Genomic DNA, 25,033 nt, shown 5'->3' with positions numbered 1-25,033 from the left:
TCCGCCGTGTCCACCTGGATGCGGCGGAGCCTTTTTTCATGCGATTGCGCAGCATCTGACCGCCGCGCTTCCTTTGCCGATCACGGAACCCCATGCTGCAACTCAATAAACTGACCAAGACCTATCGCACCGGTGACAAGGCGCTTCAGGATGTCACCCTGTCCATTCCCAAGGGACAGGTTCTGGCGCTGATCGGACCGTCCGGCGCAGGCAAATCGACATTGATCCGCTGCATCAACCGGCTGGTCGAGCCGACATCGGGCTCGGTGATCCTTGACGGCACCGACGTAACCGCGCTGAGTTCCGGCGGTTTGCGCAAGATGCGCCGCCAGATGGGCATGATCTTTCAGGAATACGCGCTGGTCGAACGGCTCACCGTGATGGAGAACGTGCTTTCCGGACGGCTCGGCTATGTCGGCTTCTGGCGATCGTTCCTGCGCAAATACCCGCAATCCGATGTCGATGAAGCCTTCCGGCTGCTCGACCGCGTCGGACTGCTGGCGATGGCCGACAAGCGCGCTGATGAACTCTCCGGCGGCCAGCGCCAGCGTGTCGGCATTGCCCGCGCACTGATCCAGAACCCGCGGCTGCTGCTGGTTGACGAACCGACCGCCTCGCTCGATCCAAAAACCTCACGCCAGATCATGCGCCTGATCTGCGAATTGTGCGCCGAACGCGATCTCGCTGCCGTCATCAATATTCACGATGTGGCGCTGGCGCAGATGTTTGTCGAACGCATCGTCGGCCTGAAAGCCGGAGAGCTGGCCTTTGACGGCAAGCCCACCGAGATGAGCGACGAGGTGCTGACCACGATTTACGGCGAAGAAGACTGGCACGCCACCATTCGTGATGTCGATGACGAGGAAGACGCCGATGTGGTGGAGCCGGCGCTATGACCACGGCCACGCTTGACGACCGGCTTGGCCACAGCTGGCAAAAGCCGCATCTGATCACCAATCCGCTTCTGCGCTGGGGCCTGTTCATCGGCGCTCTCGTCTATGTCGTGCTGGCCGTCAGTTCGATCGACGTCAACTGGTCGCGCGTCGCCGAAGGTCTGAGCCGCGGCTGGGCCTTCGTGACAGCCTTCTTCAACCCCGATTTCGTCTCCCGCGGCGGCGACATCTGGGACGGCATCATCGAGAGCATCATCATCACCATCACCTCGACGGTGGTGGGCATTGCGATTTCCATTCCCATCGGCCTCGGCGCTGCACGCAATATAGCCCCGCTGCCGGTCTATCTGGTGTGCCGCGCTATCGTGGCGCTGTCGCGTGCGCTCAACGAGATCATTGTCGCCATCCTGCTGGTGGCGATCTTCGGCTTCGGACCGCTGGCCGGCTTCCTCACCCTGTCCTTTGCCACCATCGGCTTCATGTCGAAACTGCTCGCAGAAGACATCGAGGAAATGAGCAAGGTGCAGGCGGAAGCCATTCGCGCCACCGGTTCCTCCTGGCTGCAATGGATCAATTACGGCGTTCAGCCGCAGGTGATGCCACGGCTGATCGGACTGTCGATGTATCGCCTCGACATCAATTTCCGTGAATCCGCCGTGCTTGGCCTGGTTGGTGCCGGTGGCATCGGCGCGACACTCAACACCGCTTTCGACCGCTATGAATTCGACACGGCGGCAGCAATCCTGCTCATCATCATCGTCACCGTCATGGCGCTGGAATATCTATCCGGCATCATCCGGGCAAAGGTGCAATAATGCCGGTATCAACTGACGCAAAGGGCGCCAAGATCTGGCAGTTGCGCAATCGCAACCAGACGATCACCCGCTGGGCCGGCTATCTCGTCGCCGTCGCCATCTTCATGTGGTGCTGGCAGCGCATCTCGGAGGCCACCACCTGGTTCTTCGTCTGGGATGCGCCGCGCATAGCTGCCGACATCGGCTCCCGCGCCATGCCTCCGCGCTGGTCCTATATGGACAAGCTCTGGGGACCGCTGTGGGACACGCTCAACATGGCGACGCTCGGGACCGTGCTGGCCCTGTTCATGGCAGTGCCGATAGCCTTTCTGGCGGCGCGCAACACCACGCCGTCGGCTATGTTCATCCGTCCCGTGGCGCTGTTCATCATCGTCGCCACCCGCTCGATCAACTCGCTGATCTGGGCCTTGCTGCTGGTGGCCGTCATCGGCCCGGGCGTCTTTGCCGGCCTGTTGGCCATCGCCTTCCGCTCGATCGGCTTCTGCGCCAAACTGCTCTATGAAGCGATCGAGGAGATTGACGAGAAACAGGTCGAGGCGATCACCGCCACCGGCGCCAGCCGCTGGCAGGTGATGGCTTACGGCATCGTGCCGCAGATCATGCCCGCCTTTGCCGGCATCAGCGTGTTCCGCTGGGACATCAATATCCGCGAATCCACGGTTCTGGGTCTCGTCGGCGCCGGCGGCATCGGGCTACAATTGCAGTCCTCGCTCAACACGCTGGCCTGGCCGCAGGTAACGCTGATCCTGATCGTCATCCTGTTTGCGGTGATTGTTGGCGAATGGGTCTCGGCCAAGGTGCGCGGAGCCATCATGTGAGCACCGGTGCAGCAATCCTGAAAGGCGCGGACACTTCAATCGCCTTCGCAGAGTATGAATCCGTGCGTCATCGCCTGCCGGCGATGCGCAGACAGACCGAGTTCGTCCGGGCCGAAAACCTCGATGCCATCGCCGATCAGTTCGACGTGTTCCTGCTCGACGCTTTCGGTGTGCTCAATATCGGCGAGACCGCCATTCCCGGCGTCGTCGACCGGGTCAACGGGTTGCGTCAGCGCGGCAAGCAGGTGCTGGTTGTCACCAATGCGGCGGGCTATCCCTCATCGGTGCTCTATGAGCGCTACACCCGGCTGGGCTACAGCTTTGGGCCTGGCGAGGTGGTATCGAGCCGCATGGCGCTGCTCAAGGGGCTTCAATCCTATCCGCACCGCAAATGGGGCATGGTGGCAGCACCGAAATTCGGCCGCGAGGAACTTCCCGACGGTGCGATCTTTCTCGAAGATGATCCGCAAGCCTATGCCGAGGCCGAAGGATTTTTGATGTTTGGTGCATCGGCCTGGAGTGAGGCACGCCAGGCGCTGCTCGAACAGACGCTCAAGCACAACCCGAGGCAATTGCTGGTCGGCAATCCCGATCTGGTCGCCCCGACCGAAGCCGGTCTGTCGCTCGAACCCGGGCATTATGCACACCGGCTGGCCAGTGCCACCGGTGTTGAACCGGTGTTTTTCGGCAAGCCGTTTCCGGCGGTTTTCGACATGGTGCGCAAACATATCCGCGCCGGCGTGCCTGACGAGCGTGTGGTGATGGTTGGCGACACGCTGCACACCGATATTCTGGGCGGCAATGCCGCAGGCTTCCGCTCAGCGCTGATTCAGGGCTTTGGATTTTTCGATGGTGGAGATCCCGAAGCTGCCATCGAAAGCTCCGGAATCACGCCCGATTTCATCCTCGAGCGGCCCTGAATCGATAGCCGGAAAACCTCGCGCCAACCCTCCCCGCAACCGTTCAATCGTTTTGTTTCCGGCTTGATGCACGTCAAAGCAGGCGCAATTCCACCTCCTATAGTGGCATTTCGTTTTGACCTGTATCAACAGCCTCCGGGAGCGCCTCATGTCCGCAGCCAACAAGAACGTCATCTGGTTTGAAGATCTCTCCCGCGGCGATGTTGCGCTGGTCGGCGGCAAGAACTCCTCGCTTGGCGAAATGGTGCAGCAGCTGGGCCAAAAGGGCATCGACGTGCCGCCCGGCTTCGCCACCACCTCGGACGCGTTCCGCGCCTTCATCAAGGCCAACAATCTCAACCAGGTTATCGCCGACGCGATGACCATGCTCGAAAGCGGCAAGCGCACCCTGGCCGAAACCGGCAAGGCCGTCCGCGCGGCTATCGCCGCCGGCGACTGGCCCGACGATATCCGCGAATCCATCCTGTCAGCCTACCGCGAACTCTCCGAGCGCACCGGCCACACCGAGCTTTCCGTCGCTGTCCGCTCCAGCGCCACCGCCGAAGACCTGCCCGACGCCAGCTTTGCCGGCCAGCAGGAGACCTTCCTCAATGTCCGTGGCGAAGCCGCGCTGCTTGCCACCTGCCGCCGCTGCTACGCCTCGCTGTTTACCGACCGGGCCATCACCTACCGCAAGATCCAGGGCTTCGACCACAACCAGGTGGCGCTGTCGATCGGCGTGCAGCTGATGGTCCGCTCCGACATCGGCGGCTCGGGCGTGATGTTCTCCATCGACACCGAATCCGGCTTCGACAAGGTGGTGCTGATCAACGCCGCCTGGGGTCTGGGCGAAAACGTCGTTCAGGGCGCAGTCACCCCCGACGAATACGAAGTGTTCAAGCCACTGCTCGACAAACCCGGCCTCAAGCCGATTGTCGAGAAAACCTGCGGCGCCAAGGAGATCAAGATGATCTATGCCGGCGCGGAAGGCGGCGAGACCAGGAATGTGCCGACCTCGAAGGCCGAACGCGGCGCCTATGTGCTCTCCGACGATGAAATCCTCGCCCTCGCCCGCCAGGCGGCGACCATCGAGGAGCATTACGGCCAGGCGATGGACATGGAATGGGCCAAGGACGGCGACACCGGCAAGCTCTACATTGTCCAGGCGCGGCCTGAAACCGTGCAGTCGCGCATCGATGTCACGGCGCTCAAATCCTACACCATCAAGAAGGCCGGCAAGACCCTGATCACCGGCCTGAGCGTCGGCGCCGCCGTGCGCGCCGGACGGGTCTGCATGATTGAGAACGTCAAGGACATCGACAAATTCATCGACGGTTCGATCCTGGTGACGTCCACCACCGACCCGGACTGGGTGCCGATTATGAAGCGCGCCGCAGCCATCATTACCGATCATGGCGGGCGCACCTCGCACGCGGCCATCGTCAGCCGCGAACTCGGCCTGCCTGCGATCGTCGGCACCGGCAACGCAACCCACATACTGCATGACCAGCAGGAGGTTACCATCTCCTGCGCCGGTGGTGAGGAAGGGGCGGTCTATGAAGGCATCGCCGAATACGAGGTCACCGATGTGCATCTCGACCATGTGCCGGCCACAAAAACCCGCATCATGCTCAACCTGGCCGATCCTTCGGCAGCGTTCCGCTGGTGGCGCCTGCCCGCCGATGGCGTTGGCCTGGCGCGGATGGAGTTCGTGGTCAACTCCGCCGTCCGGGTTCACCCGATGGCGCTGGTCAATTTTGACAGGCTGAAGGACGAGGAAGCCAAGGCCGAGATTGCCGAGCTGACCCGGCGCTATGACAACAAGGGCGACTATTTCGTCGAGACTCTCGCCCGCGGCCTGTCGCGCATCGCAGCCGTTGCCTACCCAAAACCGGTGATCGTGCGGATGAGCGATTTCAAGACCAATGAATATGCCGAACTGCTCGGCGGTCGCGCCTTCGAACCCAAGGAAGAAAACCCGATGATCGGGTTTCGCGGTGCCTCGCGCTATTATTCCGACAATTACCGCGAGGGGTTTGCACTCGAATGCAAGGCGATCAAGATGCTGCGCGAGGAAATGGGCTTTGACAATGTCGTGGTGATGATCCCGTTCTGCCGCTCACCCGACGAGGCCGACAAGGTGCTCGCAGTGATGACGGACAACGGGCTGGCCCGTGGCGAGAATGGTCTTCAGGTCTATGTCATGGGCGAGATCCCGTCCAATGTCATCCGCGCCGCCGAATTCGCCACCCGCTTTGATGGCTTCTCGATCGGCTCGAATGATCTGACCCAGCTGACCCTCGGCGTCGACCGTGATTCAGGCGAACTGGCTGACCTGTTCAGCGAAGCCGATCCGGCAGTGATCTGGATGATCGAAACGCTGATCGAGCGCGCCCATGCCGCCGGCGCCAAGGTCGGGCTGTGCGGCCAGGCGCCGTCCAACAACCCGGCATTCGCCAAATTGCTGGTACAGGCCGGCATCGACACCATCTCGGTGACGCCAGACAGCTTTGTCGCGGTTAAGCAAAACGTCGCCGAGGCGGAAAAATCCGGGCAATAATTGCCTGGCCATGCCCGGCGAGATTGAACCCACCCTGCCCTATGTGTGATGGTCAGCCCCATGTCTGAAATCCTGACCATCACACTCAATCCGGCTCTCGACGTGTCGACCTCGGTCGACACGGTGACGCCAGGGCCGAAACTGCGTTGTGCCGAGCCGCGCTATGATCCCGGCGGCGGCGGCGTCAATGTCTCGCGCGCCATCCTGCGGCTGGGTGGCCAGTCAAAAGCCTTTGTGGCGCTTGGCGGCGACACCGGCGCCACGTTCAAGGCCATGCTGCGGGCCGACGGCATAACGGCCGCGCATTTCGAAATCGGCGGCAACTCGCGCCAGTCCTTTGCCATCGTCGAGACGTCCTCCGGCAAGCAATACCGCTTTCAGCTGCCCGGCCCGTCCTGGTCACCGGAGCAGACCACAGCCATGCTGACCGAGCTGGCGCCGCATCTCAAACCAGACTGCGTCGTGGTGATGTCGGGCAGTGTGCCGTCCGGGGTTCCGGCCGATATCGCCGGGACAATCAACAAGATGGCGATCGAGGCCGGCGCGCAGCTGATCCTCGACACCTCCGGCAAAGCCCTTGCCAGCGCCGCCGCCAATCCGGGCCCGCCCTTTGCGCTGATGCGGATGGACGGCGCCGAAGCCACCGAGGTCTCTGGCAAAAACTTCGCCTCTCCGGCAGATCTGGCCGATTACGGCCAGCAGCTGATCAACAGCGGCGCCGCCCTCAGGCTGGTGATGTCGATCGGTTCGACCGGCACCGTTGGCGTCTCGGCCACCGAGCGGTTCTTCTGCCAGCCACCAAAGATAAAAACCCTGAGTGCGGTGGGCGCCGGCGACAGCATGGTCGCAGCCATCGCTATGCACCTCGCAGCCGGCGCAAGCTTCCGCGACGCCGTCCGCCACGGCGTTGCCGCTGCAGGATCGGCCGTGCTGACGCCAGCGACAGAGCTGTGCTCCAAGGCCAGTGCTGACGAGATTTTGGAGAAGGTGGTGACGGCGGAGATTTGAGGCTGTGCTTTAAAAATTCAGCTTCGACGAAAACCCCGCAATCACCTCGGCGCTGTGCTTGAGTGCGGCGCGTTCGCCCTCGTCGAGATCCGGCATCAGCGTGGCTGCGACACCCTCGCGGCCGATGATGCGCGGCAGTGACAGTGGCACGTCACGCACGCCTTCGATGTTGTCATTGACCATCGACACCGACAGCACCGTGCGTTCGTCATCGGTGATCGAGCGGACGATGCGGGCAAGGCCTGCGCCGATGCCGTACCAGGTGGCACCCTTGCCTTCGATGATGGTGTAGGCGGCCCCCTTCACCTGTTCAGCAATATGGGTGCGGGCGGCTTGATCAAGCGGCCGTCCGATCTGTTTGGCAAACGAGACGATCGGCACCGAGCCGGCCATGGCGCTCGACCAGACGGCAACTTCGCTGTCGCCATGCTCGCCCAGCACATAGGCATGCACCGAATTGGGCGCGATGCCGAGGTGATCGCCAAGCAGGCTTCTGAGCCGCGCTGTGTCCAAAATGGTGCCAGAGCCGATCACCCGCTCGGCCGGCAGGCCGGAAATACGCCGGGCAACGAAGGTCATCACATCGAGCGGATTGGTGGCGATGAGCAGGATCGCCTCGGGGGCCGCTTTCATCACGCCACCGATGACCGAGCGAAACACTTCGACATTGCGCTCGAGCAGCGCCAGTCGGCTTTCGCCGGGTTTCTGGCTGACGCCGGCGGCAATGATCACCACTGCGGCATTCTTGAGATCAGCATAATCGCCGGCGCGCACCGCCACCGTGGTGGCGAAAGGCGTGGCGTGGGCGATGTCCTGGGCCTGGGCGCGGGCCAGTGCCGGATTGGCGTCGACCAGCACGATTTCGGTGCCAACGCCGAGCAGCGCCATGGCGTAACCCGCCGCACTGCCGACCATTCCTGTTCCGACGATTCCGATTTTCATGTGATCCTTGCTCCAAGGTTCAAGGGCGCACATCAGATGCACCAGGACCTTCTCTTAGCAAGGATCATCATCCGCCCCTGTGACAAAAGTCAAACCGGCGTGATCACCTGAGTTCAGGCAGCTTTCTGCTGCAGGCTGTCAAACCATGTCGCCAGGTAAGCGGCGTCGGCTGCGATTTCCTCCGCGTAATCACCGGCAAACGCTTCGAACGCCTCTTGGTTGAGACCGTTGACCCCGAGCAGCACCGGTATGTCGCGCGCCAGCGCTTCTGCGATCAGCGACCGGAATCCCCTGCCCTCGGCCTCGTGTTTTCCGAACTTGTTGATGATCAGAAGATCAGGCGACAGTTCAAGTCCGGCCTCGACCCGCGCCACCGCCTCTTCGAGCGCTGTCGGATCAAGCCGGCAACCGCGAGACTCTTCGCCCAGCACCTGCGAGATGCGGATCATCGGGCCGTTGGGAAGCACCCACGCATCCATGTCGCAATGATGCGAGTCGGGTCGGTCGGAGTTGGTTTGCACAACTCCGGCAAGCCGAAACCCGCTTGCCAGCAGGCCATCGGCAAACTCCCACAACAACTGATCGGTCTGTCCGCGTTCAACAGTTTTGACAAAGGCGAGCGCCATGACAGGCTCCTGTGATGCGGCAGGCAGTAAAATGCCTATGCCGGTTTGAATTACTGGCTTCGCCGCGATCATGAGGCCGCGACCAAGCAGACAGGGACGGCTCAGGCTGCCTTCAGCGTGATGCCGGTGACTTCCGCCTGTTCGGCAAGCGCATCGACAAAGACGCGACTGGCGCGAACCCATGCGGCCTTTTCAAGTGCTGACCGCAATGCGGTCTCCACCGCTTCAAACGGCAGGATTTCGCCATCAGCCCTGGCATCGAGCCGGATGATGTGAAACCCGTAGCGACTCTCCACCGGCTCGGCGGCGATTTCGCCCTGAGCCAGCGTCTTCAGCGCCGCTTCGAATTCGGCCACCGTGTCGCCGGCCGAAATCTGCCCAAGCCTGCCTCCATTGGCGCGCGACGAACAGGCCGAATGGTCCCGCGCCAGCGCGTCAAAGGCCTTTGGTTCGAGCTTGATCTTGGCGAGCACCGCGTTGGCCTGGTCTTTGGCCACCTTACGCGCCACAACATCATCGGGCCGCGCCGCGAACAGGATATGCGCCGCTTCAAACAATGACGGCGCACGATGCCGCTCCAGGTTGGCATCGTAGGCAGCACGAACCGCTTGCGGTGTTGGCGTTTCCGCCTCGACCGCTTCATCGAGAACCTGCCGGATGATGGCCTCTTCTTCTGTTTCCCAAAGCCCCGGTGCCAGTTCGCTCGGCGCTGCCTCAAGGTTGCGGCGCTTGGCTTCCTGAAGGATTAGCGTGCGAACGGCGAGCGCGCGCGCCGCCGCCATCCATGCCATGCCGGGCTTGCCCTTCGGCGCAGGGTGGTTCTGCGCTTCCGTGGCGATCAGTTCCGGCGAAATGGCTTCGCCGTTGACGGAGATATCGGTGAATGTCTGTTTCATGAGTTTTGCCCCAGATTTGCCTTGTGCTTGCGGGTGCGGACGATCTGGTAGCCCGGGCGCAGGACGTAGCGCACCGGAACCGAGAACATGTGCACCAGCCGTGTGAACGGGAACAGGAGGAAGATCGTCAGGCCTAAAAGGATGTGCAGCTTGTAGATCCAGTGCACGTCGGCCACCAGTTCCCAGGCACCGGCCTGCAAGGTGAAGATGCCTTGCGCCCACATCATGAACTTGACCATCTCGCTCCCATCGAGATGCTGGATCGATGCCAGGATGGTGCCCATGCCAAGCACAAGCTGGGCAACCAGCAGCACCAGAATGCCGGTATCAGCGAAAGACGAATTGGCTCGCACCCGCTCGTCGAACAACCTCCGGTGCAACAGCATGGCGCCGCCAACCAGCGCCATCGCGCCTGCAACACCGCCGACCACGATCGCCAGCACCTGCTTGAAGCCGTAGCTCATGCCAAGCACGTGGAAGATCTCCACCGGTGTCAGCATGCCAACCAAATGGCCGAAGAACACGATCAGCACGCCGACATGAAACAGGATCGAGCCCCAGACCAGTTGCTTGCGGCGCAGAAGCTGGCTCGACGATGATTTCCAGGTGAAGGGGTCGCGCTCATAGCGCGCGATCGAACCGACGATCAGGACCGTGAGCGCCAGATACGGAAGAACTCCGAATAGAAAGTAGTTCATGACAGTCGTCCTTTCGTGTCAGGCGGAAGCCGGCCGGAGCGGTTCGTCCATGCGGGCCAGAATATCGCGGCTGACCGGGCAGCCGGCGTTCGGATCGGGACCGAAGGTGACCATCGCCTCCTCATAGACCGCGTCGAGCGCTTCGAGATCTTCCGGATCATCATCCTTCTCCGCGATCAGCGCCTGCGCCTCTTCGGTTTCGATGGATGCCTGTGCAGTTTCGGACAGCGCGACGAGCACCGAGGCATAAGGCGTCTCGCGCCGTGTCAGCCGTTCGGCCAGTGCTGCGATGATGTGGCCAGCGTCAGCCAATAGCGCGCGCGCCTCACCCAGCGAAAGCGTCGAGATGAACTCGAGCAGCACTGGCAGATGATCCGGCAGTTCGGTGCTGACAAGATCAAAACCTCCCGCCCGGTAGGTTTCAAGCAGGTCGACCATCGCCCCGCCCCGGTCCCGGCCCTCGCCGTGAATATGCTCGAACAGATTGAGCGACAGCGTCCGCGACCGGTCAAACAAGAGCACGTAGCGCTCCTGCAGGTCGAAGATGTCACCGGTTTCAAACTCGACCAGCAAGGGTTCGATGGCGTTCAGCGCCCTGGCTGACACGATGGCTTCGGACTTGAGCACATCCCGGATCGCCGGGATGGCCTCCTGAAGATCGGTGGACGGATAGCTCAGAAGCGCCGACAGGGCTTTGAATGTGCGGATCATGACAGGAACTCCGTAGGTGAGCGGAAGCTCTTTCCGCCGCCGAACAATTTGCTCTTGGAAGTGCCGGTGGAGCAGCCATTACCGTCGGTAAAGCCGCAGCCGGTTTTCAGGTCATAGGCGTCCTCGACCATCTCCCGGTGCGTTGTCGGGATGACGAACCGGTCCTCGTAATTGGCGATCGCCATCAGCTGGTACATCTCGTCGATCTGCTGCGGGGTGAGCCCGACACGCTGGGCGACGCCAAGATTGATCACACCATCCACGGTCTTCGAGCGCATATAGGCACGCATGCCCATCATCCTTTCGAGAGCGGTGATGATCGGCGGTTCATCGCCGGCTGTGAGCATGTTGGCGAGATAGCGCACCGGGATCCTCAGTGACCGCACATCCGGCATATTGTCGATGGAGCCGATGGCGCCGGCTTCCGCTGCGTTCTGGATCGGCGACAGTGGCGGCACGTACCAGACCATCGGCAGCGTACGGTATTCGGGATGCAGCGGAAACGCGATCTTCCATTCCATCGCCATCTTCCAGATCGGAGAATTCTGCGCCCCCTTGATCCAGTCCTCGGGCACACCTTCGGCGCGTGCCGCGGCAATCACCTCGGGATCATTGGGATCGAGGAAGACCCCGAGCTGCGCGTCATAGAGATCTTTCTCGTTCTCAGTACTGGCAGCTTCGGCGATCTTGTCGGCATCATAGAGCATGACGCCGAGATAACGGATGCGGCCAACGCAGGTTTCCGAACATACCGTCGGCATGCCCGATTCCAGACGCGGATAGCACAGGGTGCATTTTTCCGATTTGCCGCTTTCCCAGTTGTAATAGATCTTCTTGTAGGGACAGCCCGACACGCACATGCGCCAGCCACGGCATTTTTCCTGGTCGATCAGAACGACGCCGTCGTCCTCGCGCTTGTAGATTGCGCCGGAAGGACAGGACGCGACACAGGACGGGTTGAGGCAGTGTTCGCACAGCCGCGGCAGATACATCATGAAGGTGTTTTCGTATTCGCCGTAGATTTCCTTCTCGATGCCCTCGAAATTGTAATCCTGGCTGCGCTTGGCGAATTCACCGCCAAGAATCTCTTCCCAGTTCGGACCCCATTCGATCTTTTCCATCCGCTTGCCGGATATTTTGGACCGCGGCCTGGCGGTCGGAAACGCTTCCATCTCGGGCGCCGATTTCAGATGGTCGTAATCGAAATCGAACGGCTCGTAGAAGTCGTCGATTTCCGGCAGATCCGGATTGGCGAAGATATTGGCGAGAATCCGCCATTTGCCGCCCTGTTTGGGCTGCAGCTTGCCGGATTTGGTCCGGGTCCAGCCGCCATTCCAGCGTTTCTGGTTTTCCCAGTCTTTCGGATAGCCGATGCCGGGCTTGGTTTCGACATTGTTGAACCAGGCGTATTCGACGCCCTCGCGGCTGGTCCAGACATTCTTGCAGGTGACGGAGCAGGTGTGGCACCCGATACATTTATCGAGATTGAGCACCATGCCGATTTGCGCGCGGACTTTCATTCTGCTGCCTCCACGGTAGCGGCCGGGCGATCCAGCCAGTCGACCTTTGTCATTTTGCGGACGATGACGAATTCATCGCGATTGGAACCCACGGTTCCGTAGTAGTTGAAGCCGTAGGAAAGCTGCGCGTAGCCACCGATCATGTGAGTCGGTTTGAGCGTTGTGCGCGTCACCGAATTGTGGATGCCGCCGCGTTTGCCGGTGATCTGCGATCCCGGCGTGTTCACGATCTTTTCCTGAGCGTGATACATGAACAGCGTGCCTTCCTTGATGCGCTGGCTGACCACCGCACGCGCGGTCAGGACGCCGTTGGCGTTGAAGACCTCGACCCAGTCATTGTCGACCAGCCCGGCCTTGCGGGCGTCGACCTCGGAAATCCACACCACCGGGCCGCCGCGGTTGAGCGTCAGCATCATCAGATTGTCGGAATAGGTGGAGTGAATGCCCCATTTCTGGTGCGGCGTGATGAAGTTGAGAACCACATGCTTCTCGCCGTCGCGTTCGGAGATGTTGATCTCCGGACCCACCGTCTTCAGGTCCACAGGCGGACGCCAGGTGACGAAGAACTCGCCGAACGCCTGCATCCATTTGTGGTCCTGATAGAGCTGCTGGCGGCCCGTCACGGTGCGCCAGGGGATCAGCTCATGCACATTGGTGTAGCCGGCATTGTAGCAGACCTCCTCGCTCTCGATCCCCGACCAGGTCGGCGACGAGATGATCTTGCGTGGCTGTGCGGCGATGTCGCGGAAGCGGATCTTTTCATCTTCCTTGGCCTCGGCCAGATGCCGGTGGCTGATGCCGGTGTGCTTGCCGAGCGCATCCCAAGCCTTGACCGCGACTTCGCCATTGGTTTCCGGCGCCAGCATCAGGATGACCTCGCAGGCATCGATGGCTGTGTCGATTTTCGCCAGCCCGTGAGAGACGCCCTCCTCCGTCACGGTGCCGTTGAGCGCCTTGAGGTGGTGGACTTCCGTCTTGGTGTCCCAGGTGATCCCCTTGCCGCCATTGCCGGCCTTGTCCATCAGCGGCCCAAGCGAGGTGAAGCGCTTGTAGACATTGGGATAGTCGCGTTCGATCGCGATATAAGCCGGCGCCGTCTTGCCCGGAATCAGCTCGCATTCGTTCAGTTTCCAGTCGAGAACCTCCGGCTGCGCCAGTTCCGACGGCGTGTCGTGATGCAGCGCCAGTTGCACCACATCGGTTTCGACACCAAGGATTTCCGGCGAGACCTCGGAAAACTTCTTGGCAATTGACTTGAAGATTTCCCAGTCTGTCTTGCTCTCGTAGGCCGGGTCGACGGCCGCCTGAAGCGGGTGGATGAACGGGTGCATATCAGACGTGTTCATGTCGTCCTTTTCGTACCAGCTCGCCGTCGGCAGAACGATGTCGGAATAGACCGCCGTGGTCGACATGCGGAAGTCGATGGTCACCAGAAGGTCAAGTTTTCCTTCCGGCGCTTCATCATGCCATTTGACTTCAATCGGCTTCTGCCGGCCTTGCTCGCCAAGATCCTTGCCCTGAATGCCGTGATCGGTGCCGAGCAGGTGCTTGAGGAAATACTCATGCCCCTTGCCTGACGAACCGAGCAGGTTGGAACGCCAGATAAACAGGTTGCGCGGCCAGTTTTCCGGAGCATCCGGATCCACGCACGACATTTCCAGCTCGCCCGACTTCAGCTTTTCCCCGACATAGGCTGCGGCATCCTTGCCCGACGCCTTGACTGCGCGGCCAACCTCAAGCGGATTGGTCTTGAGCTGCGGTGCGGATGGCAGCCAGCCCATGCGCTCGGCGCGGATGTTGTAGTCGATCAGGCTCAGTGTCTTCCAGTCGCCTTCCGGCGCTGTTGGCGACAATATTTCCGCCGCCGTCACCGTTTCGTAGCGCCACTGGTCGGTATGGGCATACCATGCCGAGGTAGAGTTCATGTGGCGTGGCGGACGGGCCCAGTCGAGCGCGAATGCCAGGGGCGTCCAGCCGGTCTGCGGGCGCAGTTTTTCCTGACCGACATAATGCGCCCAGCCGCCGCCGGACTGGCCAACGCAACCGCACATCACCAGCATGTTGATGACCCCGCGGTAGTTCATGTCCATATGGTACCAGTGGTTGGTTCCCGCGCCGATGATGACCATCGACTTGCCATTGGTCTTCTCGGCGTTGTCGGCGAATTCACGCGCCACCTGAATGATCTTGTCGCGGCGGACACCGGTGATCTTCTCGGCCCAGGCCGGCGTGAACGGCACATCCTCATCATAGGATGTGGCGACATTGCCGCCGCCCAGACCGCGATCCAGGCTGTAGTTGGCGCAAAACAGGTCAAACACGGTTGCGACCATGGCGATCTTGCCGTTGGCCAGCTTGATTTTCTTCACCGGCACATTGCGGGTCAGCACATCGGGATGATCGCAGACCTCGAACCCGTTGGTGGCCGCGCCGCCGAAATAGGGAAACTCGACCCCGACAACAGCGTCATGATCGGTATCGAGGATCTGGCTCATACGCAGTTTGACGGGATCCCCGTCGGCCTTTTCCTCAAGGTTCCAGTTACCGTTCTCACCCCAGCGGAAACCGATCGAGCCATTGGGAACCACCACATCGCCTGTGGTCTCATCAATTCCGACAGTCTTCCATTCGGGATTGTTGCTCTGGCCCAGCTTCTTGGCGAAATCGGAGGCCCGCAATTGCCGCCCCGGAATGTAGGACCCGCCGCGCTTGTCGAGTTGCACCAGCATCGGCATGTCGGAATATTTGCGGCAATAATCCTCAAAATACTCAGCCTGACGGTCAAGATGGAATTCCCGGAGAATGACATGGCCAAAAGCCATGCCGAGTGCCGCGTCGGTGCCCTGCTTGGCGTTGATCCAGATGTCGGAGAATTTCGCCGCTTCGGAGTAGTCCGGACAGATGACGGCGGATTTGGTGCCGCGATAGCGCGCCTCGGTGTAGAAATGCGCGTCCGGGGTGCGCGTTTGCGGCACGTTCGAGCCCCACAGGATGAGGAACCCGGCATTGTACCAGTCGGCCGATTCCGGCACATCGGTCTGCTCTCCCCAGGTCTGTGGGGAGGCTGGCGGCAAATCGCAATACCAGTCGTAAAATGACATGCAGGTGCCGCCGATAAGGCTCAGATAGCGCGTTCCGGCGGCATAGGAGACCATCGACATGGCCGGGATCGGCGAGAAGCCAAAAACCCGGTCCGGGCCATATTTCTTGGCAGTATAGGCATTGGCTGCAGCGGTGATTTCCGTGGCTTCATCCCAGGAGGCGCGGACGAAGCCGCCCTTGCCGCGCTTGGTCACATAGTCGGCGCGCATGGCAGGATCCGACTGGATCGTGGTCCAGGCCTGGATCGCCGACTGGGTTTCACGCAGCTTGCGCCAGATCTTCATAAGCCGCGCCCGAACCAACGGCGTCTTCACCCGGTTGGCGGAATACAGATACCAGCTGTAACTGGCGCCGCGCGCACAGCCGCGCGGTTCATGATTGGGCAAGTCCGGCCGCGTCCGCGGATAATCTGTCTGCTGGGTCTCCCAGGTGACGATGCCGGACTTGACATAGATCTTCCAGGAGCACGACCCGGTGCAGTTCACCCCGTGCGTGGAGCGGACAATCTTGTCGTGCTGCCAACGTTTGCGATAGACGTCCTCCCAGTCGCGGTTTTCGGTGGTGGTTTCACCATGGCCGTCGGCGAAGGTATCAACGCGCTTGCTGGTGAAGAAATTGAGGCGATCGAGCAGATGGCTCATTTTGCTTTTCCTTTCAGATCAAGCTGCGAGAGGCGTTGCCGCCACGTTGCGTTCGGCATCGAAGAGAAGTCCGCCGCGGCGGGTGTAGTAGGCCCAGGTCAGCACCGCGCAGATCACGTAGAAAACGATGAAGCCCCACAGCGCCGCCGCCGGACCACCGGTCAGTGCGATCGAGGTGCCGTAGGCCTTGGGGATGAAGAAAGCGCCATAGGCGGCAATCGCCGAAGTGAAGGCGATGATCGCAGCACTCTCGCGGCTCACCTGCTTCATCAACTCGTCACCCTTCAGCCCCTTCATCAGCCGCGGCACTTCACGCGACATGATCACCGGGATCATCTGGAAGGTTGACGCATTGCCGATGCCGGTGAGGAAGAACAGCGCCATGAACGAGGCGAAGAAACCCCAGAACGCGCCCGGCTGTTCCTTGATGCCGAGGAAGAAGATCACCCCGAACACGGCCGCGATCATCCCGAGGAATGTCCAGAAGGTCACCCGGCCGCCGCCGAACTTGTCGGAAATCCAGCCGGTGCCGGCGCGCGACAAGGCGCCAACGAGCGGCCCGAGAAAGACCAGTTGCAGCGCATTGACGTCGGGGAACTGCAGTTTGGTCAGCAGCGGGAAGCCGGCGGAATAGCCGATGAAGCTGCCGAAGGTGCCGGTGTAGAGCACACACATGATCCAGTTGTGCTTGCGGCTGAAAATGACCGACTGTTCCTTGAAGCTGGACCTGGCATCGGAGATGTCATTCATCCCCATCCAGGCAGCGATTGTCGCCACGATGATCAGCGGCACCCAGACGAAACCGGCGTTCTGCATCCACAGCTCACCGCCATCAGACAATGTCTGAGGTTGACCACCCATGGCGCCGAAGACGCCGACGGTGATGACAAGTGGAACCAGGAACTGCATCACCGACACGCCGAGATTGCCCAGACCTGCGTTCAGTGCGAGCGCATTGCCCTTTTCAGCCTTCGGGTAGAAGAAGGCGATATTGGCCATCGACGAGGCGAAGTTGCCGCCACCCAGGCCGCACAGCAGCGCCAGGGTGAGAAAGATCAGATAGGGTGTGTCCGGATTCTGCACCGCGTAGCCGATCCCCATGGCAGGAATCAGCAGGGACGCGGTCGACAATGTCGTCCAGAGCCTGCCACCGAAAATGGGCACCATGAAGCTGTAGAAGATCCGCAACGTCGCACCGGAAAGGCCGGGAAGCGCTGCAAGCCAGAACAGTTCGCCTGGGGTGAAGTCGAAACCGATTGCCGGAAGCCGTGCGACGACAACTGACCACACCATCCAGACGGAGAATGCCAGAAGCAGCGCCGGGATCGAGATCCATAGATTTCGGCGGGCGATCTTGCGGCCCTTGTCTTCCCAGAACGCTGCGTCTTCGGGTTTCCACTCCTGCAGCAGGTGTGTCTGCGCCTGATGCCCGGCATCATGGATGTCCTGCATCTCGGGCAGTTGCGGCAGCTTGTCGAGCGCATCGCCCTGTGCTGCCCGCTCCATTGCCCGCACCGTCAGGTGCATCCAGGTCAAGGAGACGGCAACAAGAACGAACAACAGCGCAAAGCAGCTGGTGTAGATGCCGGTCAGATCCAGCAGCGCGCCGAAGGTGATCGGCAACACAAACCCGCCAAGTCCGCCGATCATGCCGACCAGACCGCCGACAGCGCCGACATGGTTGGGATAATAGACCGGAATGTGCTTGAACACCGCCGCCTTGCCCAGGCTCATGAAGAAGCCGAGCACAAACAGCGTGATGACGAAGGGCCAGCGTCCCATTTCCGTGGAGAACGCGATGACGCCATCCTTGCCCTGGATCACGTAATCGGTCGGCGGGTAGGACAGCATGAACAACAGGACTAGCGAAAAGCCAAAAGTCCAGTACATCACAGACCGGGCGCCGAAACGATCAGAGAGATGACCGCCATAAGCCCGGAACAAGGATGCAGACAGCGAGAAAGCCGCAGCCGACATGCCTGCCGTCCGTATATCCAGGCTGTACACATCGACCAGATAATGCGGCATCCACAGTGCCAGGGCCACGAATGCGCCGAAGACGAAGAAATAGTAGAGAGAGAAGCGCCAGACCTGAAGATTTTTCAGCGGAGCGAATTGTTCTGCCAGGCTGGGTGATTTTGCACCCGACTGGCGGCGAGCCACCAGATGCGGATCATCCTTTGCAAACACGTAGAAGATGATGGCCATAAGCGCCAGCGCCGCCGCCCAGACATGCGCCACACCGTGCCAGCCATAGGCCACCATGATGAAGGGCGCGATAAACTTGGTGACCGCTGCTCCGACATTGCCGGCGCCGAAAATCCCCAGCGCTGTGCCCTGCTTGCCGGCTCCGTACCAGCGGGAGACATAAGCCACACCGATGATGAACGAACCACCGGCCAGGCCGATGCCGAGTGCGGCGATGAGGTACATGGTGTAGGAGTTAGCCCAGGTGAGCATCCACGTTGCCGCCGCAGTCAACAGCATCTGGGCAGTGAACACGAAGCGACCGCCATATTTCTCGGTCCATACGCCGAGGATCAACCGTGTCAGTGATCCGGTCAGAATCGGCGTGGACACCAGCAGGCCGAACTGGAATTCGCTCAATCCCAGTTCCGATTTTATCTCGATACCTATGATCGAAAAAATGGTCCAGACCGCAAAACAGGCGGTAAAAGCCACCGTGCTCAATCCAAGCGCCCGCGTGCGCTCGGCTTCCGTTGTATTCACCTTGTCCAGCATTGGCATTCTCCGCGTGGCGGCGCGGCGATTGCCCGCGCAGGATCGGCTTGGATAGGTCTCCAAAACCGGTTGCGTGAGAATTTCCATTGCAGATGAGCTTGTGATCTTGATGCAGATCAATCCGCCTGCTGCGGAGTTTGATAATCAGATGGAATTTGCGGTTCATCAATTCGCCACCGCAGAAACATCATTGCTTCAGGTGACATTTATCAAGTCACGTTGCGGCAATTGTCGACGCACAACCCGGCGTTTGGCGGAACACGCTGGCGGGAGGTCATGCATGCGGGATCAGGACAAATCCAGGATTCGGAAGTTGCCGCTGTTTCAGGACATGCAGACGGCGCATTTCGAGGCCCTGATGCAGGCTGCCTATGCCCAGAACTTCCCGGCCCAACTCGACATGATCCGGCAAGGCGAACCGGCTGATTTTTTACACATCGTCATGGAAGGAACCGTGGAGCTTTACTCCGGCTGGCGCGAGCGTGTGACGACCATGGCGGTGGTCAGACCGGTCTCCACCTTCATCCTTGCCGCCTGCATCAAGGATGCGCCCTATCTGATGTCAGCGCGAACGATGGAGGCATCAAGCATCATCCTGATCCCGGCCAAGGATCTGCGCGCCACGTTCAGGCTCGATCCGGATTTTGCAATGTCGACCATCATCGAACTGGCCAGTTGCTACCGTTCGGTTGTTCGCCAGACCAAGAACCTGAGATTGCGCAACTCGCGGGAGCGGGTCGCCGCCTATATTCTCAATCAGGCAAAACGTGCCGGAAATGCAGCCAGCTTCATTCTGCCTGCCGAGAAACGGTTGCTTGCCTCCTATCTCGGCATGACACCTGAAAATTTTTCACGCGCCATCAAGTCACTGCAGCCCGATGGTGTGGCCATGGACGGGATGCGCATCATCATCACCAGCCTTAAATCGCTTGAAGCGGTTGCCGGGCCCGACCCTCTGATTGACGGTCCTGATGCAACAACGCCGCGCACTCAATGAATGCGCGGCGTTGTTGTTGTGCCGAAAGCTATCAAAGTTGTTCAGGCTTCAGGACGTCCGCGCCTTGTCGGTCTCGGCAATCGCCTTACGCAAATAGTCATCGCGCTTGTAGACGTCAGCGTAATAGTTGACCACGCCGGCATCATCGGGCCAGGCGGTGAAATAGGCGACATGAACCGGGATCTTCTGCTTCAGGTTGACTTGCTGGTTCCGCCCACCAGCAATGTAGCTGCCGATGTCGGCAACCGACGTACCCAGCACCTTGGCTGCCATCGCCCGCGGGTCCTTGAGCCTTATGCAACCATGGCTCAGCGCCCGAGTGTCGCGGTCGAAGAGGGATTTTGACGGCGTGTCATGCATGTAGATGGCGTGGCTGTTGGGGAACAGGATCTTCAGTTCACCCAGCGCATTACCATTGCTCGGCGGCTGGCGCACGCCGATACCGCTGCCCTTGCCGACGGCATTCCAGTTGACCGAACTCGAGGACACTGCCCGGCCGCCCGCAGTCACCTCATAGCCAAGCCGGTCCAGATAGGACGGGTCGGAACGGAGCTTTGGCAGCATCTCGTTGATGATGATCGACTGCGGCACGCCCCAATAGGGGTTGAACTCGACCAGCTCGATCTCGTCATCGAAGAAATTGGTCTGGTTGGATTTTGAGCCGACCACGACCCGCATGGAGAGTTCGGCCTTGTCGTCATTGAAATAGGTGGCGGTGTAGGCCGGTTGATTGATGAACACGCGCCGCGCCGCCAGAACGCCAGGCAACCAGCGCGACCGTTCCATCGCCAGTCGAACCTTCTCGATCTTGTCGGAATTGGTGATGCCGACAAGCGCCCGCCGTGTGGCAGGACCGACAACGCCATCAGGTTTAAGGCCGGCTTCTTTCTGAAACCCCTTCACCAGGGTGACGAGTTCGTCATCATAGCCCGGCTTGCCCGCATAACTCGCCAGCACCAGCGCGTTGTCGAGCTTGAGCGCATCGCTGCCCTTGAGCGCGATTGCCGCAATCACATTGGCAAGTTCCGGATTGGATTGCCCCGGCTTGAGCAATACGTCTTCCGCAATGGCAATGTGTTCGCCATCATCAAGATCCTGCAAGCGCTTCAGTTCGGCTTTCAATGCCTCGAAATGGGCGCCATGCGGGTTATGTCCCAGCAACGCTTCAGCCGGATCGGCTGCCGTGGCCAGCGCCTCGATCTGCTCCACCAGACCGGGGCTCTTGCGCTTGAAATCATGATATCCCGAGATCCGGTTGGGATCGACCCGTCCGCGTGTTGCATCAAGGATGTAATCGGCAACTGCAACCGAAAGCTCCATCTCGAAAGCCATCAGTTCCTTCTGACGTTCCGCGCCGCGGGTGATGTCAAAGCCGTCCGCGGGCACGTCAACCTTGTAGTCATCCGCTGACAGGCCAACAGCATCAGCGTTTTTGAGCACCTCGATCACGGCGTTGGCACGATCGGTCGGCGCGGTTCCGGCAACCCAGATATAGGCAGGATGGGTCGAATAATACTCGACGATCGCCTTGGCTGTTTCCGGCAGGGCTCGCAGCGACAAATCGGCGAAAGCTGCACGGCCTTCAGAAAATGTGTCGATTCCCAGGGGCGGAAGCACCATGTCGCCTATTGCGCTGGTCACCACGGGATCGGCGATCTCGGTGAAATTCACTTTAACCAATGTGTCCGGCTTGTAGGTGCGATAGCTCGGTCCGCTGATGCGAGCGACGGGCTTTGGTGGCCGGGCCACTTCCACTGCGTCCTGCCGCGCCCGTTGCCGGGAAAGCTTTTCGCGTTGTCGCTGAGCCGGAGTTTTGAAAAGGAGATCCAGAAGGCCTTGCGCTTGCGCAGGCGGTGTGGGCGCGATCACACCGGTAAAACCAATCGTAATGGCGATCAGCGCCACGCCTGCTCGACTCTTGAAATTCATGCCCAACCCAGATCCTTATGCGGAGCCTGCCAGCCCGCGCGTTTTTGTGAAATCGTTTCCGTGCGGGCGAAGCCTAACAAAACATGGTTACGAAGAAAAGAACGCCGGGTGACATCAAACAGCAGATTGTCGTTTCCGGCAGCCCCCCTGGCTACCCCGGCTGCATGGGTTTCGGGTGCGCTGAACTCCGGAGCACACGCTGAATCGATGCGAAAAGGCTTGCGATCAGGCAGCGCGCAATGCCTAAATTCCGGTTATCTCAAGCTTTTGGCCGCCATTCGCCGGGTCAGCGCAGGCGCCATCTCGTACCAACCCTTCGACCCGTTGACGATCCAGACCAGTGACAGCATGACCGGAACCTCGATCAGCACACCAACCACCGTGGCGAGCGCGGCGCCGGAGGTAAATCCGAACAAGCTGATTGCCACGGCAACGGCCAGTTCGAAGAAATTGCTGGCCCCGATCAGCGACGAGGGAGCTGCGATCTCGTGGGTCTCACCAACCGCGCGGTTGGCAAAATAGCCGATGGAGAAGATCAGATAGGTCTGAATGATGATCGGCACCGACAGCAGGACGATGATCATCGGCTGGGCAAGGATCGCCTGGCCTTGAAAGGCAAACAGCACGACAAGTGTTGCCAGCAATGCAAAAATCGCCAGCGGCTGAAGTCTGGAGAGCAAATTTTGAAGCCCCGCCTCTCCCCGGCTTGCCAGAATGCGATTGCGCAGAACCTGAGCGATAATCACCGGCACCACGATATAGAGCCCCACCGAAACAAGCAGGGTCTGCCAGGGCACCGTGATCGCTGAAATTCCCAGCAGCAAAGCAACAATCGGGGCAAAGGCAAACACCATCACCAGGTCATTGACGGTGACCTGGCTCAGCGTGAACAGCGGATCCCCCTTGGTCAGGTTGCTCCAGACGAAAACCATGGCGGTACACGGTGCGGCCCCAAGCAGGATCAGGCCGGCGATGTAACTGTTGATCTGATCGGCCGGTAGCAAAGGCAGGAAAAGCCAGCCAATGAAGAACCAGGCCAGGAGTGCCATGGTGAACGGCTTGATTGCCCAATTGACGATCAGTGTGACCGAGATGCCGCGCCAATGCCTGCTGACCTGCCCCAGCGAGGCAAAGTCGATCTTGACCAGCATGGGAATAATCATCAGCCAGATCAGCAATGCGACAGGCAAATTGACATTGGCTATCTCGGCAGATCCGATCGCCTGAAAGAAGGACGGGAACAGATAACCAAGTCCGATACCGGCAACAATACACAGCGCGACCCAGAGTGTCAGATACCGCTCAAATTTCGACATGTCATGATCCTGTTCTACATGAGTGGCAGCTTGGCACCGGGCCGGGAGCATGACAACAAAATCCCGTATCGCAGGCCATGCAATCAAATCCATAAATCATGATATATTGAATTGATCAAGAGCAACCTTACTGCCTTCGACCTACGCCGCAATTGCATTCCCGCGATCTTCATCCTAAGACCCCGATTGTAAATCATCAGCAATCTGGCGACCGGAAAGGTATCCCTTGGCAAACGATCTGTTCCCCCTCGGACCCGACACCACTCCATGGAAAAAACTGACCGACAAATATGTCAGTGTCGAACAGTTTCGCGGCCAGGAGATACTGACCGTCGAGACCGACGGGTTGCGGATGCTGGCGGAAGCCGCGTTTGGCGACATCAACCATTTGCTTCGGCCCGCCCATCTCCAGCAACTGGCGGCGATCCTCGACGATCCGGAAGCCACGGAGAACGACCGCTTTGTAGCACTTGATCTTCTCAAGAACGCCAACATCGCTGCCGGCGGTGTACTGCCGATGTGCCAGGACACCGGCACCGCAATCATCATGGCCAAGAAGGGCCGCAGGGTCTGGACCGAGGGCGGCGATTACGAAGCGCTGGCAGGTGGCGTACGCGACGCCTATGAACGCCGCAACTTGCGTTATTCCCAACTGGCGCCGCTGTCGATGTTTGAGGAAAAGAACACAAAGACCAACCTTCCCGCCCAGATCGACATCTATGAAGAAGGCGTCGACGACTATGATTTCCTGTTTGTCGCCAAGGGCGGTGGATCGGCAAACAAGACCTTCCTGTTTCAGGGCACGCCATCGCTTTTGACCCACGACCGGATGATCGAGTTCCTGGGCGAAAAAATCCTGACGCTCGGCACCGCCGCCTGCCCGCCCTATCATCTGGCTATCGTCATCGGCGGCACCTCGGCCGAAATGAACCTCAAGACGGTCAAGCTCGCCTCGACCAAATATCTCGACGAATTGCCGACAAAGGGCTCGGAAGCAGGCCACGCCTTCCGTGATATCGAGATGGAAGCCGAAATCCACAAACTGACCCAGCAGATGGGCGTTGGCGCGCAATTTGGCGGCAAGTATTTCTGCCACGATGTCCGCGTCATCCGGCTGCCGCGCCATGGCGCCTCGCTGCCGATCGGACTGGGTGTCTCCTGCTCGGCCGACAGGCAAGCCAAGGGCAAGATCACCAGGGACGGTATTTTCCTAGAACAGCTGGAGACAGATCCATCACAATACCTGCCGGATATCGACGAGGAAAAGCTCTCCGAACATGTGGTTCACATCGACCTTAACCGGCCGATGAGCGAGATCCTCGCCGAATTGTCAAAACATCCGATCAAGACGCAATTGTCGCTGACCGGCTCGATTATTGTGGCCCGGGATCTGGCCCATGCGAAAATTCGCGCCCGGCTCGAAGCCGGCGAGCCTATGCCCGACTACCTCAAGGACCATCCGGTCTACTATGCAGGCCCTGCCAAGACACCTGAAGGCTACGCATCCGGCTCTTTCGGCCCGACCACCGCGGGTCGGATGGATTCCTACGTCGATCAGTTCCAGTCCTTCGGCGGATCCATGGTGATGCTGGCCAAGGGCAACCGCTCCCGCTCGGTGCGGGAAGCCTGCGCCCGTCATGGCGGCTTCTATCTCGGTTCGATCGGCGGCCCCGCAGCACGGCTAGCTCAGGACTGCATCAAGAAGGTCGAAATCGTCGAATATCCCGAAATGGGTATGGAAGCGATCTGGCGAATCGAGGTTGAAAACTTCCCCGCCTTCATCGTGATCGATGACAAGGGCAATGATTTTTTCAAAGAACTGAACCTCGGTTGACTGCCGAATATTGGAACCGATGAAGTGTTGATCCAGAACTTTCCCAATGATGCCGCTTGGTTTCACTGCAATTAACAATTCTCAAA

18 protein-coding genes are annotated in these 25,033 nt (G+C 60.1%); 8 read left to right on the top strand and 10 right to left on the bottom strand.

Annotation, left to right across the window (positions count from 1 at the left end; genetic code table 11):
- Positions 1-92 precede the first annotated feature (92 nt).
- From phnC to IMCC20628_RS07225, 6 genes are all read left to right on the top strand, one after another.
- Entirely contained in the window at positions 93-896 is an 804-nt protein-coding gene (gene phnC / locus IMCC20628_RS07250) for a phosphonate ABC transporter ATP-binding protein (protein WP_047029666.1), read from the top strand.
- The gene (gene phnE, locus IMCC20628_RS07245; RefSeq protein ID WP_047029665.1) at positions 893-1,708 is read left to right on the top strand and encodes a phosphonate ABC transporter, permease protein PhnE; all 816 of its coding nucleotides are present in this window, start codon (positions 893-895) and stop codon (positions 1,706-1,708) included. The genes phnC and phnE (IMCC20628_RS07245) overlap by 4 nt, the downstream gene beginning before the upstream one ends.
- On the top strand, positions 1,708-2,526 hold the full coding sequence (phnE, locus tag IMCC20628_RS07240) for a phosphonate ABC transporter, permease protein PhnE (RefSeq protein WP_047029664.1): 819 nt from the start codon (positions 1,708-1,710) through the stop codon (positions 2,524-2,526). Before phnE (IMCC20628_RS07245) ends, phnE (IMCC20628_RS07240) begins: the two co-directional genes overlap by 1 nt.
- Complete coding sequence (locus IMCC20628_RS07235) at positions 2,523-3,446, top strand: HAD-IIA family hydrolase (protein WP_052766336.1); 924 nt, start codon at positions 2,523-2,525, stop codon at positions 3,444-3,446. Before phnE (IMCC20628_RS07240) ends, IMCC20628_RS07235 begins: the two co-directional genes overlap by 4 nt.
- A 148-nt stretch (positions 3,447-3,594) precedes the next feature.
- Entirely contained in the window at positions 3,595-5,985 is a 2,391-nt protein-coding gene (gene ppsA / locus IMCC20628_RS07230) for a phosphoenolpyruvate synthase (RefSeq protein WP_047029662.1), read from the top strand.
- A 60-nt stretch (positions 5,986-6,045) separates the two neighbouring features.
- The gene (locus IMCC20628_RS07225; protein ID WP_047032348.1) at positions 6,046-6,993 is read left to right on the top strand and encodes a 1-phosphofructokinase family hexose kinase; all 948 of its coding nucleotides are present in this window, start codon (positions 6,046-6,048) and stop codon (positions 6,991-6,993) included.
- A 9-nt stretch (positions 6,994-7,002) separates the two neighbouring features.
- On the opposite strand, the gene IMCC20628_RS07220 is transcribed toward IMCC20628_RS07225, so the two are convergent.
- The 8 genes from IMCC20628_RS07220 to IMCC20628_RS07185 form a co-directional block, all read right to left on the bottom strand.
- Entirely contained in the window at positions 7,003-7,935 is a 933-nt protein-coding gene (locus tag IMCC20628_RS07220; protein WP_047029661.1) for an L-lactate dehydrogenase, read from the bottom strand.
- A gap of 113 nt (positions 7,936-8,048) precedes the next feature.
- Positions 8,049-8,561 (bottom strand): DUF2478 domain-containing protein, encoded by a 513-nt coding sequence (locus IMCC20628_RS07215; RefSeq protein ID WP_047029660.1) that lies wholly within the window; start codon positions 8,559-8,561, stop codon positions 8,049-8,051.
- A 101-nt stretch (positions 8,562-8,662) separates the two neighbouring features.
- Positions 8,663-9,457, bottom strand: a complete 795-nt coding sequence (locus IMCC20628_RS07210) for a peptidylprolyl isomerase (RefSeq protein ID WP_047029659.1) — start codon at positions 9,455-9,457, stop codon at positions 8,663-8,665.
- Positions 9,454-10,155 carry a respiratory nitrate reductase subunit gamma gene (gene narI / locus IMCC20628_RS07205; RefSeq protein ID WP_047029658.1) on the bottom strand — a complete coding sequence of 234 codons (702 nt, stop codon included), beginning with the start codon at positions 10,153-10,155 and terminating at the stop codon, positions 9,454-9,456. Before narI ends, IMCC20628_RS07210 begins: the two co-directional genes overlap by 4 nt.
- Positions 10,156-10,173: 18 nt before the next feature.
- Positions 10,174-10,866 (bottom strand): nitrate reductase molybdenum cofactor assembly chaperone, encoded by a 693-nt coding sequence (narJ, locus tag IMCC20628_RS07200; protein ID WP_047029657.1) that lies wholly within the window; start codon positions 10,864-10,866, stop codon positions 10,174-10,176.
- Entirely contained in the window at positions 10,863-12,386 is a 1,524-nt protein-coding gene (gene narH, locus IMCC20628_RS07195) for a nitrate reductase subunit beta (RefSeq protein ID WP_047029656.1), read from the bottom strand. The genes narJ and narH overlap by 4 nt, the downstream gene beginning before the upstream one ends.
- Positions 12,383-16,129 carry a nitrate reductase subunit alpha gene (locus IMCC20628_RS07190; RefSeq protein WP_047029655.1) on the bottom strand — a complete coding sequence of 1,249 codons (3,747 nt, stop codon included), beginning with the start codon at positions 16,127-16,129 and terminating at the stop codon, positions 12,383-12,385. Before IMCC20628_RS07190 ends, narH begins: the two co-directional genes overlap by 4 nt.
- A gap of 18 nt (positions 16,130-16,147) precedes the next feature.
- Entirely contained in the window at positions 16,148-18,871 is a 2,724-nt protein-coding gene (locus tag IMCC20628_RS07185) for an MFS transporter (protein ID WP_047029654.1), read from the bottom strand.
- A 280-nt stretch (positions 18,872-19,151) separates the two neighbouring features.
- Here IMCC20628_RS07185 and IMCC20628_RS07180 point away from each other — a divergent pair, with 280 nt between their 5' ends.
- Positions 19,152-19,868 carry a helix-turn-helix domain-containing protein gene (locus IMCC20628_RS07180; protein WP_047032347.1) on the top strand — a complete coding sequence of 239 codons (717 nt, stop codon included), beginning with the start codon at positions 19,152-19,154 and terminating at the stop codon, positions 19,866-19,868.
- 48 nt (positions 19,869-19,916) lie between these two features.
- Here IMCC20628_RS07180 and IMCC20628_RS07175 read toward each other — a convergent pair whose 3' ends face one another.
- Both IMCC20628_RS07175 and arsB read right to left on the bottom strand, forming a co-directional pair.
- Entirely contained in the window at positions 19,917-21,797 is a 1,881-nt protein-coding gene (locus IMCC20628_RS07175; RefSeq protein ID WP_052766334.1) for a L,D-transpeptidase family protein, read from the bottom strand.
- A gap of 254 nt (positions 21,798-22,051) precedes the next feature.
- A complete protein-coding gene (arsB, locus tag IMCC20628_RS07170; protein WP_047032345.1) occupies positions 22,052-23,113 on the bottom strand; it encodes an ACR3 family arsenite efflux transporter in 1,062 nt (353 codons plus the stop codon).
- Positions 23,114-23,339: 226 nt separating this feature from the next.
- Between arsB and IMCC20628_RS07165 the strand changes: the two genes are divergently transcribed.
- Positions 23,340-24,947 (top strand): fumarate hydratase, encoded by a 1,608-nt coding sequence (locus IMCC20628_RS07165; protein ID WP_047029653.1) that lies wholly within the window; start codon positions 23,340-23,342, stop codon positions 24,945-24,947.
- The last annotated feature ends 86 nt before the right edge of the window (positions 24,948-25,033 follow it).

The organism is Hoeflea sp. IMCC20628 (genome assembly GCF_001011155.1).
GTDB lineage: Bacteria > Pseudomonadota > Alphaproteobacteria > Rhizobiales > Rhizobiaceae > Hoeflea.
This window is presented reverse-complemented; position numbering and strand designations above follow the sequence as displayed.